Here is a 14,703-nt window from a genome sequence, read left to right as displayed (position 1 = left end):
TGGGCTGTTCGCCCATTAAAGCGGTACGCGAGCTGGGTTCAGAACGTCGTGAGACAGTTCGGTCCCTATCTGTCGTGGGCGTAGGAAATTTGAGAGGAGCTGTCCTTAGTACGAGAGGACCGGGATGGACGTACCGCTGGTGCACCAGTTGTTCCGCCAGGAGCATGGCTGGGTAGCTACGTACGGACGGGATAAGCGCTGAAAGCATCTAAGCGTGAAGCCCCCCTCAAGATGAGATTTCCCAGTTTGTAAGACCCCTTGAAGACGACGAGGTAGATAGGTTGGAGGTGGAAGTGCAGCAATGCATGGAGCTGACCAATACTAATCGGTCGAGGGCTTATCCAATCTTTAAATCGCAGATTTGTTTCGGATTCAGTTTTCAGGAATCAAGTTCCTGTATGGATTTACATGGCACCAGATCGTTTGGAGAGATACCCAAGTGGCTATAAGGGGACCCTCTGCTAAGGGGTTAGACTGCGTAAGCGGTGCGAGGGTTCGAATCCCTCTCTCTCCGCCATTCCAAATCCATAACCTAATTATTGTGGCGGCGTAGCTCAGCTGGCTAGAGCGTACGGTTCATACCCGTGAGGTCGGGGGTTCGATCCCCTCTGCCGCTACCATATTCCCGGAGGCTTAGCTCAGCTGGGAGAGCATCTGCCTTACAAGCAGAGGGTCGGGGGTTCGATCCCCTCAGCCTCCACCATTTTTACCCTGTAAGACATTTAACACTGTGCCGGTGTAGCTCAATTGGTAGAGCAACTGACTTGTAATCAGTAGGTTGGGGGTTCAAGTCCTCTCGCCGGCACCATTCTTTTTACAAATGCGGAACCGTGGTGTAGTTGGCCTAACATGCCTGCCTGTCACGCAGGAGATCGCGGGTTCGAATCCCGTCGGTTCCGCCATTTTAGTTTTTGGCTTGTTGTATGGCTCGGTAGCTCAGTCGGTAGAGCAAAGGACTGAAAATCCTTGTGTCGGGGGTTCGATTCCCTCCCGCGCCACCATAACGTGGAGGCTTAGCGAAGTGGCCAAACGCATCAGACTGTAAATCTGCTCACGTACGTGTTCGGTGGTTCGAATCCATCAGCCTCCACCAGTTTTATGAGCCATTAGCTCAGTTGGTAGAGCACCTGACTTTTAATCAGGGTGTCGAAGGTTCGAGTCCTTCATGGCTCATTCCAAACAGAAAGTCATCATCTCCGGATGGTGGCTTTTTTGTATTTTCTGGAGAGTTTTCATTTTGTTTCATTATCCAGTTTAAAAATTTCTGCTTCGTTTAATTATAAGTTTATAATAACGAATAGAAATGAGGGTATTCCTGTGAGATATGATGCGGTTATTGTTGGAGGCGGGTTAGCCGGCCTTCAGGCAGCTATACAATTAGGACGCTACTCTGTGCACCGTGTACTGGTCATTGATGCAGGCGTAGGAAGATCAACGCTGTGCCGGAGCTATCATAATATACTCGGATGGCCCGATGGTATATCGGGTGAGGAGCTGCGCCAGACAGGCCGGCAGCAGGCGCAGACAGCAGGTGTGGAGTTTATAACGGACAGAATTGTCACGGCACAAAAGAGGGATGATCACTTCCTGTTAACAGGACAGCAGGGACAACAGTATGAAGGGACGACCTTGCTGCTTGCAACAGGGGTAATGGACCGTTTCCCGGAGCTTCCGGGAATAAAAGCAACTATGGGCAGAACCCTTTACGTATGTCCTGACTGCGACGGCTACGAAATTGAGAACCGGCAGACGGTCCTGCTGGGCTCTGGCGATGCCGGTGCGAATATGGCTTTTATTTTACGTGAGCGTACCGGGGATCTTACTTATATTAATCATGAACGTGAACCAGTTTCTCAAGAAAATATAGGCCGTCTCCTTGATGAGGGAATCAGGTACATTGAAAAGGCAGCTGCCAAGGTTGTTCATGAAAATGACGGATATATTAAGCAGGTTATCTTGGAGGATGGGGAAACGGTTCCGGCAGAGCGTGGGTTTATAGCTTTTGGCAAAAATCCCGTTCATTCGGAGCTTGCTGCCCAGCTGGGGGTAAGACTCCATAAGAATAAACATGCGGAAGCCGATAAGCGCTCTTTAATGACAAATGTCGAGCATCTGTGGGTAGCCGGTGATCTTGCTGTTCATGCCGAACAGGCTACGGTTGCTATGGGTGAAGGGGCGATTGCCGGGATCTGGATGAATAAAGTGCTTAAAAAGCTTAATCCCCCTAAACTTCCATTGTCCAAACATGCAGTTTACAGTACTGAAGGCACTGATTAGAGGAATTCATGTTATATCTCATATCCTTCTGAAGGCCCTTGCCGCATCTTATTGCAAAATATGATAAAATAGGCGAAAAGAGCAAAAGTGGTGGAGCATGGTGACTATGGATAGTGAGGCATTGCGTCAAAGGTTGGAGCAGCTCACGGGAAAAAGAACCGGAATCAAACAGCTCGGGAGGCAGCATTCGGCTTCCCTTTTTGGTGCAGGCACTGAACAGCAGGACCAGCCTGTTACGCATGAAGGACATCTATGGGTTCCTTTATATGAGAATGAGGGCCGATTTACCGCACTTTGGGTCGAGATGGAGGGCCTGTCTCCGCTGGAGTTGCAATTGGTCAATTATGCGGCTCGTAATTATGCTGTCGCCCTCAAGGCTACCGGTATAAAGGAAGAGGGTGAGGTCGAGGCGCGTCAGCTCAGCGTCTGGCTCAACTCCCAGCTGGAGCAGGAAAAGATTGATGCAGAAATACCTGATGATATGACACTTAAGGGCCGTTTATTCGGCGATATGATTCCTTTTCTGCTGGTCAGTGAAAATGTCCATAATCCGCAGATGACCTACCGTACTTTAATGAAGCTCCTGCGTAATTATTTCGAGAATGAAATTCTGCTTATCCCCCTGCAGGAGAAGGAGTGGCTAATTTTGGCCCGTAAGGAACTGCTCACCGGCGGAGATGATAAGGAAGACGAGGAAGAAAGTGAAGATGAGCTCCTGGCACAGACCAGCATGGGACTGCATGAGCTGATTGCCAGTGAGTGGGTGGGGGTATTCCATCTGGCTGTGGCCCCGGCAATTATCCCGGTAAAGGGCCTGACAGGCTCAGTGGCTCTTCTGCGTGAGACTATAGTGCTCGGCCGGATTTTTCAGGTCGGTGATTATATCCATCTGCCGTGGGAGCTGCACATGGAGCGCCTGATTAACAGTATTCCCGACAGCCGGCGGCGGCAGCTGCTTGGACAGATCGGCGATTACTCTTCCGTGCTGGCGGACAAGGAGATGCTGCTTACACTGGAGACGTTCTTTGAAATGGACTGCAATGTAAGCGAGACGGCCAAGAAGCTGTACATCCACCGGAACACACTGCTGTACAGGCTGGATAAGATCAAGCAGGAAACAGGAGCCGATGTCCGGAGCTTCGGAGATGCGGCAATTGTGAAGTTAGCCATGTTATTGTATAAAGTGACGAAAAGAAAATAGGTTTTTTGTGAACGTTACAAATAGCCAGTTCTGCACGTCTGGGGTAAGATAAATGTACAAGAAAGCGATTTATTTTTATCCTAATTAATTAACTCGAGGGGGAAATACAATGGCAGGCGTACGTTTAGAGCACATTTTCAAAAAATACCCGGGTTCCGATAAAGCAACAGTAATGGATATCAATCTTGATATTAAAGATAAGGAATTTCTCGTACTGGTTGGTCCTTCCGGTTGCGGTAAATCCACAACACTGCGTATGATCGCAGGTCTGGAAGAAATCTCTGAAGGAAAAATGTACATTGGCGACCGTGTAGTTAATGACGTTGCTCCTAAAGACCGCGACATCGCGATGGTATTCCAATCCTACGCTTTGTATCCGCACATGAGCGTATATCAGAACATGGCATTCGGTCTGAAACTGCGTAAAGTGAAGAAAGAAGAAATCGACAAGAAAGTACGCGAAGCTGCGAAGATCCTCGATATCGAGCACTTGCTGGAACGTAAACCAAAGGCTCTGTCCGGTGGTCAACGTCAACGTGTCGCTCTGGGCCGTGCGATCGTCCGTGATCCGCAAGTCTTCCTGATGGATGAGCCGCTCTCCAACTTGGATGCTAAACTCCGTGGTCAGATGCGTGCCGAAATCACCAAGCTGGTTAAACGTCTTGAAACCACTTGTATCTACGTAACACATGACCAGACAGAAGCTATGACGATGGGTGACCGTATCGTAGTTATGTACGACGGTATCATTCAGCAGGCTGCTTCTCCTGAAGAGCTGTACAATGAGCCTACTAACCTGTTCGTAGCCGGATTCATCGGATCCCCTACAATGAACTTCATCAATGGTACACTGAGCGAAGTGAACGGTTCTGTACGCTTCCGCGCTGAAAACCTGGATGTTGAAGTTCCAGGCGGCAAAGCTACAATCCTGCGCAGCAAAGGTTACATCGGTAAAGAAGTTATCATGGGTCTTCGTCCGGAAGATATCCATGAAGAGCCAGTATTCCTGGAAGCTTCCCCGAACACAATCTTTACTTCCCTGGTAGACGTTACAGAAAACCTTGGTCACGAAATGCTCCTCTACTTGAGCGGAGTTGGCACAGGAACTGTAATTGCCCGTGTAGACGGACGTTCCACTACCCGTGAAGGCAGCAAGCCAAAATTGGCCATCGATATGAACAAAATTCATATTTTCGATAAAGAAACCGAACTGAACGTATTGCTGGGCTAAGATAGCAGTATCTTCCCTGCTTGAGAGGCCGCCTGAAAGGGCGGCCTTTTTGATATGTAGGCCCTCTCCGGACTATGCATAGTGACAGGCATTAAGATTGCATTCATAGACGTTATACATTAAGATAGCAGGAGAATTACCTACGGTTGGGTTTATAAGAATAGCTATCCAGACGCGGACAGCGGACTTGCCGCAGGCGACGAAAGGAAGAACATACATGGCTAAGAAGGTAAAAGTATCTGAATTGGTACAGCATTTTCAATTAGAAGTGGTTTCCGGGCATGAAGGTCTCAAAAGACCGATAACAGTGGATGACCTCAACCGTCCGGGGCTGGAAATGGCCGGTTATTTCGAATATTACCCTGAAGAGCGCGTGCAGCTGCTCGGCAAAACAGAGCTGGCGTTCTTCTCCATGCTTCCCGAGGAAGAGCGTAAGAGCCGCATCGAGGGAATCTGCACTGACAATACGCCATGTATTGTAATTACTAGAGCACTGGATGTACCGCAGGAGCTGATTGACACCAGTAATGAGAAGGGACTTCCGGTTCTGCGAAGCTCGATGGCGACAACGATTTTTTCCAGCCGGCTGACCAGCTTCCTGGAAGGCAGACTGGCTCCTACTGCAACCATTCATGGGGTTCTGGTCGATGTTAACGGTGTGGGCATGCTGATTACAGGCAGCAGTGGTATCGGTAAAAGTGAAACGGCACTTGAGCTGGTTAAACGCGGACACCGCCTGATTGCCGATGATGCAGTGGAAATCCGCCAAACCTCGGATAATCAGCTGCACGGAACTGCGCCTGAGCTGATCCGCCATCTGCTGGAAATCCGCGGGGTCGGGATTATTAATGTAATGACCTTGTTTGGTGCGGGTGCCATCCGTAATCATAAACGGATAACGCTTGTTGTACGTCTTGAAGCATGGCAGCAGGACAAACAATATGACCGGCTGGGGCTGGACGAGGAGACCACACGGATTATAGATACGGATGTTACGCTTGTAACCATTCCGGTGCGTCCGGGACGAAATCTTGCCGTTATTATTGAGGTTGCGGCCATGAACTACCGTCTGAAGCAAATGGGCTTTAACGCAGCTCTTCAGTTTACCAATAAACTTACAGCCACCATCTCTGAAGACATGGATGATCTGGACTAGGAGGAGTGTGTGAACATGTTTTTCTCATTGGCGATTAATCCCATTGTTTTCTCCATCGGGTCGCTGCCGGTACACTGGTATGGTCTGATTCTGGGGACCGGAGCGCTTGTAGGCCTGTTTTTGGCCATCCGGGAGGGTAAACGGTTTAATATTCCGCAGGAATTTTTCATGGATTTGCTGCTGCTGGGTGTGCCTTCGGCCATTATCGGTGCGCGGATCTACTTCGTTGCCTTCATGTGGGACGATTATAAGGACAACCTGATTGATGTCTTTAAAATCTGGAACGGCGGTATTGCCATATACGGCGCCTTAATCGGAGCTATCATCTGTGGCATTATCTATTTCCGATACAAAGGGTACCCGTTCTGGCGAATCGTGGATATATGCGCACCGAGTCTGCTTGCCGGACAAATGATTGGCCGTTGGGGCAACTTTGTTAATCAGGAAGCCTATGGCGGTCCGATCGAAGAATCTTTCCTGCGTGACAAGCTGCATCTGCCGGACTTCATTGTTAATCAAATGTACATAGGTGATGCGTTTCACCATCCGACGTTTTTGTATGAATCGCTGTGGAGTCTGCTGGGGATTGCACTGCTGATGGTACTGCGCCGCCAGAAATTTGTACGGGCCGGTGAGATCTTCCTTTCCTACTTCATCTGGTACTCCATTGGACGCTTCTTCATTGAAGCACTGCGCACCGACAGCCTGGGCTTCAATGGAAGCAGCGGTGTAGCTTCACTGATTGACGGGCTCTGGAGCCCGATGAAATGGCTGGGCTTTGAACAGGGCTATTTCGATCCGGCATACGGGAACATCCGGATCTCACAGCTGCTTGCCCTGCTGATTATCATCGCGGCGATTATCATTATTGTCGTACGCAGAGTGACCGGCCAGGCGAATGCTTATTACTCTGACCCTATTGTCAGCACGAAGGCTGCAGCCAGTGAACCGGTTGTGCCGGAGCATGCCGCGGTTACTCCGCACAAAGCCCCGCAGGATGTACAGTCTGAAGCAGACAAAGCGGAGAATGAGCAACGTAAGGAGTAAAGATTGAAATGATAGAATATGTGTTGTTCGATCTGGATGGAACCATTGTTAATACTAACGAGCTGATCATAAACTCATTTATGCATGCGCTCAAGGAGAATAATCTGCCCCCGCTAAGCCGGGAGCAGATTATTCCTCATATGGGGACAACGCTGCAGCAGCAGATAAGCACTTTCTCCGGTCTGGTGGATACAAGTGCACTTGAACTGTCCTACCGTGCGTATAACAACGCTCACCATGATGAGCTGATTGCAGCCTTTCCGCATGTAAATGAGACGATGGACGAGCTGCTGCGGCGCGGGATCAAGCTGGGTATTGTCACGACTAAGATTCGGCCGACTACCCTTAGAGCGCTGGAGATGTTTGATCTGCTCAAGTACATGGAGACCATTGTTACCGTGAATGACGTAGAACACCCCAAGCCACACCCGGAGCCGGTGCTGACGGCACTTCGCAACCTGAATGCAGATCCGCAGCGGACGCTTATGGTCGGGGACAGTGCAGTTGATATCCAATCAGCCCAGGCAGCCGGGGTTCGTGTAGCCGGAGTCTCATGGTCGCTAAAAGGGGAAGAGACGCTGCGTAAATATCATCCGGATTATATCATTCAGGATATGACCGATTTACTGACTATTGTAGAGCAAGGGTGAAATGAACCGTGAGAAAAGTTACCCGTTATCCGGTCGAAGGGCATAACTCGCTCTGGTATATTTATCGTACGGTCAGCCCCTGGAAGGGTGTGCGCAATTTCATCTTTATCCAGATTGCCAGGTACTGTCCAATTCTGCCGGTCAAAAACTGGATTTACCGCAGCATACTCGGTATGAAGGTCGGAAAGCATACGGCGTTCGGCCTTATGGCGATGGTCGATGTGTTTTTTCCGGAGAAGATAACAGTCGGCGAAAATTCAATCATTGGCTACAATACGACGATTCTGGCGCATGAGTATCTCATCAAGGAGTATCGTCTGGGTGAGGTCATTATCGGTGAAAATGTACTGATCGGAGCGAACACAACCATTCTGCCGGGCGTTACGATTGGGGACGGGGCCGTTGTTGCCGCAGGCTCGGTAGTCCACAAGGACGTGGCGCCCGGCTCCTTTGTCGGCGGCAATCCGCTCCGGGAGCTGCATCCGGCTTCCGCAGGAGCGCTGCAGGAAGAAGAATAACAGACAGGATACCGGAATAGCCCTGCAGTTTCAGAATGCGTGTACCGGCGCAGAAGCTGCAGGGTTATTTTAATGTAACAGGGGGCTGCAGCGGAGATTATCGTACTGTTCTTAAAAAATTCAGAAAGCTTTAAGTGCCCCGGCAGAGAAAGAAGCGGTATACTTGTACTTATGATAAAGGTGTAGCTGACACAAGGACGCTGCAGAAAATACATCAGAATGAATAAACAGCATAGGAAGGCTTCCTGATGGGTTCAGTCATCATGTTCCGCTCGCTTGGCGTCTATATGAACAGCCATTATAAGCAGAGAAGAGGATAATTATCATGAATGAAGCCAGACCGGAAAGACTGCCGCAGCTGGATATTTACCGCGCCCTGGCGATTACGGGCGTTCTGCATGTACATTCTTCATCTTTTGCCGCCGGGGAGCAGGCGCTGAATTCTCCCTATTATTACTGGCTTAACTGGATCAATATCTTTTTCAAGTTCGGGACTCCGTCGTTTATTTTTCTCAGCAGCTTTGTGCTGTTCTACAATTATTACGGGCGTCCGGTTACGAAAAGTCTGATCGGCAGCTTTTACCGGCGCAGGCTGAAGTACATTTTGCTGCCCTATCTTCTTGCTTCAACCGGATATTACGCGCTGACGCTGTATGTGAACGGAGTACTGATGCAGCAGCCGGCAGAGAACCTGTCCAGCTTTCTTGAAGCGCTTTTCTCAGGATCGGCATATGCGCATTTGTATTTTGTCTTTATCAGTATCCAGTTCTATCTGCTGTTTCCCTTACTATTGAAGCTGCTGCAGAGCTCGGAATTTTGGGTAAAGTGGGCTTTCCCGCTTGGACTGCTGCTGCAATGGGGATTTATTTTCTGGAACAAATATCAGCTTCATATCGTGGAGAAGGGCAGTCTGGCTATCTCTTATCTGGCTTATTATATGCTCGGTGCGTATATCGCAGTTAACTTTGAAAAGGTGAAGCAGTGGCTGGTAAAGCCATGGAGCGGACTTACGGCTATGCATAAAAAGCTGACCGTGCTGCTGTTTACCGCCTGGCTGGCGGCAGCTTTTATCCATGTCCAGTTATGGTATGAAGCCCGCCGCTTCGGCAACTGGACAGATTCTTTGTGGTATGAGCTGCTATGGAATGTGCATACACTGCTGTCGGCGCTGGTGCTGCTGTACGTAACTTTTTTGCTCTACAGGAAGGCTCCGCGCCGGCTGGTTGCTTTTTTGACAAGGCTGGGGGAGCTGTCGTTCGCAATCTATTTGATTCATCCGCTGCTGCTCGCCGTGTACAGACGGTTCCGCTACGGCATTTCGCCTGATTCATTGCTCTATGTGGGGTTTATCTACGGAGGGCTTCTGGTTGCGCTGGCTGGCAGCTGGATTATCGTGCAGTTTGCTTTCCGCAGATTTCCGCTGGGCTGGATTGCTTTCGGCAATGTGCCGCGTTCACTGGCCTCTGAAGCTAAGGTGAAGCAGGCGGGAAGTGGGCAGGCGCGCTCTGAGATGAAAGGAAATCATGGGCTATAAAAGGGACTAATCATAAGCTGGGTAATGAGCATCTGAGATGCGGAGCTTAACAGGAGGAAGGTAAATGCGACAAAAGGAAAGAATTCCGCAGCTGGATATTTTCCGGGCAATTGCAATTTTTGCGGTACTGGCGATTCACGCCACTTCACGGACATTATCGGAGACACTGGACACAGGGATGTTTCATCCGTTTTTGTTCATCAATAAATTCAGCCAGTTTGCAGTGCCGTCTTTTGTATTTTTAAGCGGATTTGTACTGTTTTATAACTATATCGACCGTCCGCTCAGCGGGAAGACACTGGGGAAATTTTATAGCCGGCGGCTGATTTATATTATTGTGCCTTATTTCGTTTTTTCGCTGCTGTATTTTATCCTGAAAATGACGGCCGGGTATACCTGGAACATGCCGCTGGAGGATATGGCAGCCAAGCTGTGGAAGTACCTCTGGACGGGGACGGCTTATACCCATCTGTATTACATCATTATTATTATCCAGTTCTATGTTCTGTTTCCGCTTATGCTGTGGTGCCTGCAAAAGGCCCGTAAGCTTGCTGCCTGGGCACCGGTCCTCGGACTTGCCCTGCAATGGGGCTTCGTGCTGCTGAACAAATATATGACGAACAACGGATACTGGCAGCTGTCCAAGGGCAGTCTCTCAATCACCTATTTCTCCTATTTCCTGCTGGGAGCGGCGGTTGCCGTGTACTACAGCTCTCTGAAAAAATGGCTGATTCCTTCCCGCGAGGGCTGGAAATCCGGCAGAGGCGGAGTCTGGATCGCACTGTGGCTGTTATGGGCGGCGGCGGGCGTTATCCATGTGCAGCTGTGGTTCAACAACTACACCAGGAAAACAGTGATCAACAGCCTCTGGTATGAGGGTTTTTCTAACCTTCATGCGCTGCTGTCCTGTCTGGTGCTGCTGCAGCTGTCTTTCCTGCTGTATGGAGCGGGCCGCAGTCTGCTGACGCGTATGCTGATCTCAGTGGGCGCGTGCTCGTTTGGCATTTATCTCGTACATCCGGCGGTTCTGTTTTTTTACCGGAAGATTCCGTTTCATGGCGGTTCACTGGCCTATACGGCGGCTATTGCGGGAGGATTCCTGGCGGCCCTCCTGCTCTCTTGGGTGGTCGTGGCAGTAGCCTTCCGTTATATTAAGCCGGCCTGGATTTTGTTCGGATCAGCGCCGCAGAAACCGAAATCCAAAGCAGCTGTATAAACCTGAATAAAGCGCCGGCATGGTCTGTGTGATGCAGACTGTGCCGGCGCTTTATTTATGATGGGTAGGCCGCTGCTTATTCTCCTGCCTGTTCACGCTGGAACTGGGCTATGGCTTCATACTGGCTCTCCAGGCTGCGGAAGACTGAGATAAAGATAGGCAGCAGCTGCTTGTAAACCTTGGCATGCGCTTCTACCGGTTCATGCCGGTAAGTGGAGCCGATCATGTCAAATACAATATCGAGCGATGCAGCCCGCCCGGTAGCATACAGCCCCAGCACGACTGCTCCAAGGCAGGAGCTCTCAATACTCTCCGGTATGATGACCTCCTGGTCAAAAATATCGGCCATCATCTGCCGCCAGAGCGCGGAGCGGGCAAATCCGCCGGTAGCGAGAATCCGGCTTGGGCGGCCAATGCGCTCCTCCATGGCCAGGAGCACGGTGTACATGTTGAAAATGACACCCTCCAGCACGGAACGGATCATATGCTCCTTGCGGTGGGTCATGCTCAGCCCGAAGAAGGAGCCGCGTGCATCCGGATTCCATAACGGAGCTCGTTCACCGGTGAGGTATGGATGAAACAGCAGCCCGTTGCTGCCCGGAGGCACCTGCTCGGCTATACGCGTGAGTACCTCGTAAGGATCAATACCAAGACGCTTCGCGGTTTCCACTTCCGAGGCGGCGAACTCATCGCGCACCCAGCGGAACAGCATGCCGCCATTGTTCACCGGACCGCCGATCACCCAGTGATTCTCGGTCAGTGCATAGCAGAAAATCCGGCCCTTCGGATCAGTCAGCGGGCGGTCCACCACGGTACGGATGGCGCCGCTCGTACCGATGGTAGCAGCTACTACGCCAGGTTCGATCGCGCCTACGCCAAGATTGGACAATACCCCGTCACTGGCGCCAATGACGAATGGGGTTGAATCAAGCAGTCCAAGCTGCTCTGCAAAGCCGGGAAGCAGCCCTTCGATTACCCGGGTAGTCGGCACAGGTTCGGACAGCTTGTCGGCGGTTATTCCGGCAATAGACAGTGCCTCCGGGTCCCAGTCGAGATTCTCCAGATTGAACATGCCAGTGCAGGATGCAATGGAATGATCGACAACATATTTACCAAACAGCTTGGCGAAGACATATTCCTTAATGGAAATGAATTTATAGGTCTGCCGGAACAGCTCCGGCTGCTCCTCACCCAGCCACATCAGCTTGGTAATAGGCGACATAGGATGAACCGGTGTGCCTGTGCGCAGGTACAGTTCATGTCCGTTCAGCTCATTTTTGAGACGGGCGGCAGCAGCGCTGCTCCGGTTATCGGCCCAGGTAATACAGGCGGTAAGAGGCTTGCCGGCAGAATCAACAGCGATTACGCTGTGCATCGCGGAGCTGAAGGAGAGAAACAGCAGCTCGTCCGGACGGATGGCGCTTTGCTGCATCACTGCTGCTATCGTATGAAGGACAGCGTCCAGGATCTGATCCGGGTCCTGCTCGGCGACGGAGGGAGACGGCTGATGCAGCGGGTAACCTTCACTCGCCTGAGTTACGATGCTTCCATCCTCTCTGAAGAGGACGGACTTGGTGCTTGTAGTTCCAATATCAACGCCGATCATATACGATGGATTCAAGTTCACAGTCCTTCTTTCTGCTTGAGAATAGATACTTGGAACGCTAAATGCGAAAAATGCTGTGGAATTATATTAGTTCATTATAGTATCCGCAGAGCAGAGTGGCAAAGATAGGAATCATCAAGTTGGGTAAGTAACGAAAGAGGGGCTGGAGAAGAGGTGTCATCCGGTGTAAAGGTAAGGTATTATTGACGTAGGAAGACAGTCCATGATACGATGTTCCCACCACTTTACTTTACTACCACTTTACCATAGTAAAGCGAATTACATATATATTTATGAACTCTGACGAGGTGACCCATGAAGATGTCCAAGCCGAAGGGATTCGAAAAACCGGCGGGTGTGCGCGATTATCTGCCGCGCGCAGTCAAGAAGCTGCGCAAGATTGAACACGATGTGCTGCACTGCATGAGCCGCTGGGGATATCAGCAGATGATAACCCCTACACTGGAATATTACGATACGGTTGGTGTGGCCAGCTCTACATCCGACCAGAAACTTTATAAACTGCTGAACAACCGGGGGCAGGCGCTGGTGCTCCGCTCGGAAATGACAGCTCCGGTAGCGCGGGTGGTATCCTCCCTGCTCAAGGATGAGCCGCTTCCGCTGCGTCTGTCTTACCACGCCAATGTCTTCCGGGCTATTGAAGAGGAAGCGGGCCGGGAGGCGGAATTCTTCCAGACCGGCGTGGAGCTGGTCGGTGATGATTCCCCTGAGGCGGATGCCGAGGTTGTTGCGCTGGCGATTGCCTCGCTGCAGGCAGCCGGGGTAAAGTCCTTCAAGATCGCCATGGGCCATGTGGGCTTCCTTGACGGCTTGTTTCAGGAAGCCGTACCGAACCTGCCGGAGGCGCAGGAGGAGCTCAAGAGCCATTTGCTCGGCCGCGACTATGTAGCCTTCAGAGATACGCTGCGGCGGCTTGACCTGACGGATGACCAGAAGAATGAGCTGTACGGGCTGCTGCGCCTGCGCGGCGGCAAGGAAATCTGCGGGCAGGCGCTGGAGCTCAGTAGCCACCCGCTGGCACGTACCTCCATCGAGCATTTGTGCAAGGTGTGGGAAGTGCTTGTATCGTATGGGGTTTCGGAGCATGTGCTGATCGACCTGACCATGATTGGTGATTTCTCCTATTATACCGGAATGACCTTTGAAGGCTATGCGTCTGAGCTTGGCTTCCCGGTATGCAGCGGGGGACGTTACGACAACCTGCTGCAGCAGTTTGGCCGGGCGGTTCCGTCAACAGGCTTCTCCCTGAAAACGAACCGGATTCTGGACGGAGTAACGGGTATGCCGGAGGAAGAGGAGCTGCCTGTTCTGATCCAGTATGATGCGCAGCGGCGGACCGAGGGACTGGCGGAAGCCGCAAGACTGCGGTCCGAGGGGCACATGGTGGTAACCCGGCTTGCCGCAGGCCCGGAGGATCTGAAGACCGTAAAACGGCTTGATCCGGAGACGGTTCTGGCAGACGGCGGGCAGTACGGTGAAATCTATACCTTCGTGTCCTTTGTAAGCGAGCATGGCTAAGCGGAAGAGAAACAGATGAACTTATAAAGCAGTAAAAGAGTGATAAGAAACGGAGGCAAGTGACATGGGGCAGATATTGAAGGTAGCCATGCCGAAAGGCCGGATTTACAATAAAGCGGCAGAGATGTTCCGCCAGGCGGGCCTGCCGATTCCCCCGGACGGGGAGGAGTCGCGCAAGCTGGTCATTTCATTGCCTGAGGCGGGGATGGAATTCATTCTGGCCAAGCCGGTTGATGTGCCGACCTATGTGGAATATGGCGTAGCGGACATCGGAATTGTCGGAAAGGACGTGCTGCTCGAAGAGGAACGTGATGTGTATGAGCTGCTTGATCTGGGCATTGCGCGCTGCCGGATGTCCATTATCGGCCTGCCCAACTGGCAGCCGGGCATTCAGCAGCGGGTAGCCACCAAATATCCGAATGTCGCATCGCGTTATTTCCGGGAGCAGGGCCAGCAGGTAGAGGTTGTGAAGCTGAACGGCTCCATTGAGCTTGCGCCGCTGATCGGTCTGGCCGACCGGATCGTCGATATGGTGGAGACGGGCCAGACACTGAAGGATAACGGGCTTGTCGAGATGAAGAGCATCTTCGAAATTACGAGCCGCCTTGTGGCCAACCGGGTAAGCTACCGGATGAAAAATAATGAGATCCAGCAGCTGTGCGACCGTCTGCAGGCCGTTATCGGCGAGCCGGGACTACAGCTGAAATAATAACGGGAAGCTAAGCAAC

At 51.3% G+C, this 14,703-nt stretch carries 12 protein-coding genes, 8 tRNA genes and 1 rRNA gene; 20 read left to right on the top strand and 1 reads right to left on the bottom strand.

Annotated elements, in window-relative coordinates; genetic code table 11:
• From BLR64_RS24520 to BLR64_RS24435, 18 genes are all read left to right on the top strand, one after another.
• Window positions 1–345, top strand: a 23S ribosomal RNA gene (locus BLR64_RS24520); the annotation flags it as partial.
• Window positions 346–425: 80 nt separating this feature from the next.
• A tRNA-Ser gene (locus BLR64_RS24515) sits at window positions 426–517 on the top strand.
• A gap of 26 nt (window positions 518–543) precedes the next feature.
• Window positions 544–620, top strand: a tRNA-Met gene (locus tag BLR64_RS24510).
• 7 nt (window positions 621–627) lie between these two features.
• A tRNA-Val gene (locus BLR64_RS24505) sits at window positions 628–703 on the top strand.
• A 29-nt stretch (window positions 704–732) separates the two neighbouring features.
• Window positions 733–808, top strand: a tRNA-Thr gene (locus BLR64_RS24500).
• Window positions 809–824: 16 nt separating this feature from the next.
• Window positions 825–902, top strand: a tRNA-Asp gene (locus tag BLR64_RS24495).
• 23 nt (window positions 903–925) lie between these two features.
• Window positions 926–1,001, top strand: a tRNA-Phe gene (locus tag BLR64_RS24490).
• A 6-nt stretch (window positions 1,002–1,007) separates the two neighbouring features.
• Window positions 1,008–1,093, top strand: a tRNA-Tyr gene (locus BLR64_RS24485).
• A gap of 7 nt (window positions 1,094–1,100) precedes the next feature.
• Window positions 1,101–1,173: transfer RNA gene (locus BLR64_RS24480), tRNA-Lys, on the top strand.
• A gap of 144 nt (window positions 1,174–1,317) precedes the next feature.
• Window positions 1,318–2,277 (top strand): NAD(P)/FAD-dependent oxidoreductase, encoded by a 960-nt coding sequence (locus BLR64_RS24475; RefSeq protein ID WP_208607225.1) that lies wholly within the window; start codon window positions 1,318–1,320, stop codon window positions 2,275–2,277.
• Window positions 2,278–2,383: 106 nt separating this feature from the next.
• Window positions 2,384–3,478 carry a PucR family transcriptional regulator gene (locus BLR64_RS24470; RefSeq protein ID WP_090718645.1) on the top strand — a complete coding sequence of 365 codons (1,095 nt, stop codon included), beginning with the start codon at window positions 2,384–2,386 and terminating at the stop codon, window positions 3,476–3,478.
• A 109-nt stretch (window positions 3,479–3,587) separates the two neighbouring features.
• The gene (locus BLR64_RS24465; protein ID WP_090718643.1) at window positions 3,588–4,709 is read left to right on the top strand and encodes an ABC transporter ATP-binding protein; all 1,122 of its coding nucleotides are present in this window, start codon (window positions 3,588–3,590) and stop codon (window positions 4,707–4,709) included.
• A gap of 217 nt (window positions 4,710–4,926) precedes the next feature.
• Window positions 4,927–5,865 (top strand): HPr(Ser) kinase/phosphatase, encoded by a 939-nt coding sequence (gene hprK / locus BLR64_RS24460; protein WP_090718642.1) that lies wholly within the window; start codon window positions 4,927–4,929, stop codon window positions 5,863–5,865.
• Between the two features lie 15 nt (window positions 5,866–5,880).
• Window positions 5,881–6,912, top strand: coding sequence for a prolipoprotein diacylglyceryl transferase (gene lgt / locus BLR64_RS24455; RefSeq protein WP_090718639.1), 1,032 nt, complete (start codon window positions 5,881–5,883; stop codon window positions 6,910–6,912).
• Window positions 6,913–6,920: 8 nt separating this feature from the next.
• The gene (gene ppaX / locus BLR64_RS24450) at window positions 6,921–7,562 is read left to right on the top strand and encodes a pyrophosphatase PpaX (RefSeq protein WP_090718637.1); all 642 of its coding nucleotides are present in this window, start codon (window positions 6,921–6,923) and stop codon (window positions 7,560–7,562) included.
• 8 nt (window positions 7,563–7,570) lie between these two features.
• A complete protein-coding gene (locus tag BLR64_RS24445) occupies window positions 7,571–8,080 on the top strand; it encodes an acyltransferase (RefSeq protein ID WP_090718635.1) in 510 nt (169 codons plus the stop codon).
• 325 nt (window positions 8,081–8,405) lie between these two features.
• A complete protein-coding gene (locus BLR64_RS24440) occupies window positions 8,406–9,614 on the top strand; it encodes an acyltransferase (protein ID WP_090718634.1) in 1,209 nt (402 codons plus the stop codon).
• 64 nt (window positions 9,615–9,678) lie between these two features.
• The gene (locus BLR64_RS24435) at window positions 9,679–10,830 is read left to right on the top strand and encodes an acyltransferase (protein WP_090718632.1); all 1,152 of its coding nucleotides are present in this window, start codon (window positions 9,679–9,681) and stop codon (window positions 10,828–10,830) included.
• 76 nt (window positions 10,831–10,906) lie between these two features.
• Here BLR64_RS24435 and gntK read toward each other — a convergent pair whose 3' ends face one another.
• Window positions 10,907–12,436 carry a gluconokinase gene (gene gntK / locus BLR64_RS24430; protein ID WP_090718630.1) on the bottom strand — a complete coding sequence of 510 codons (1,530 nt, stop codon included), beginning with the start codon at window positions 12,434–12,436 and terminating at the stop codon, window positions 10,907–10,909.
• 321 nt (window positions 12,437–12,757) lie between these two features.
• On the opposite strand from gntK, the gene BLR64_RS24425 reads away from it, so the two are divergent.
• Both BLR64_RS24425 and hisG read left to right on the top strand, forming a co-directional pair.
• The gene (locus BLR64_RS24425; protein WP_090718628.1) at window positions 12,758–13,975 is read left to right on the top strand and encodes an ATP phosphoribosyltransferase regulatory subunit; all 1,218 of its coding nucleotides are present in this window, start codon (window positions 12,758–12,760) and stop codon (window positions 13,973–13,975) included.
• Window positions 13,976–14,039: 64 nt separating this feature from the next.
• Window positions 14,040–14,684, top strand: coding sequence for an ATP phosphoribosyltransferase (gene hisG / locus BLR64_RS24420; RefSeq protein ID WP_039869025.1), 645 nt, complete (start codon window positions 14,040–14,042; stop codon window positions 14,682–14,684).
• Window positions 14,685–14,703 lie beyond the last annotated feature (19 nt).

Source organism: Paenibacillus typhae (genome assembly GCF_900099765.1).
Taxonomy (GTDB): Bacteria; Bacillota; Bacilli; order Paenibacillales; family Paenibacillaceae; genus Paenibacillus_AQ; species Paenibacillus_AQ typhae.
Note: the sequence above shows the minus strand (reverse complement) of the source record. Positions and strands in the feature narration are given on the sequence as shown.

Bases quoted from the DNA above. Each gene is read 5' to 3' on its own strand.
- hprK (WP_090718642.1), top strand. From the start codon at position 4,927: ATGGCTAAGAAGGTAAAAGTATCTGAATTGGTACAGCATTTTCAATTA.
- lgt (WP_090718639.1), top strand. From the start codon at position 5,881: ATGTTTTTCTCATTGGCGATTAATCCCATTGTTTTCTCCATCGGGTCG.
- ppaX (WP_090718637.1), top strand. From the start codon at position 6,921: ATGATAGAATATGTGTTGTTCGATCTGGATGGAACCATTGTTAATACT.
- BLR64_RS24435 (WP_090718632.1), top strand. From the start codon at position 9,679: ATGCGACAAAAGGAAAGAATTCCGCAGCTGGATATTTTCCGGGCAATT.
- BLR64_RS24425 (WP_090718628.1), top strand. From the start codon at position 12,758: ATGTCCAAGCCGAAGGGATTCGAAAAACCGGCGGGTGTGCGCGATTAT.
- gntK (WP_090718630.1), bottom strand. From the start codon at position 12,436: ATGATCGGCGTTGATATTGGAACTACAAGCACCAAGTCCGTCCTCTTC.
- BLR64_RS24440 (WP_090718634.1), top strand. From the start codon at position 8,406: ATGAATGAAGCCAGACCGGAAAGACTGCCGCAGCTGGATATTTACCGC.
- hisG (WP_039869025.1), top strand. From the start codon at position 14,040: ATGGGGCAGATATTGAAGGTAGCCATGCCGAAAGGCCGGATTTACAAT.
- BLR64_RS24470 (WP_090718645.1), top strand. From the start codon at position 2,384: ATGGATAGTGAGGCATTGCGTCAAAGGTTGGAGCAGCTCACGGGAAAA.
- BLR64_RS24465 (WP_090718643.1), top strand. From the start codon at position 3,588: ATGGCAGGCGTACGTTTAGAGCACATTTTCAAAAAATACCCGGGTTCC.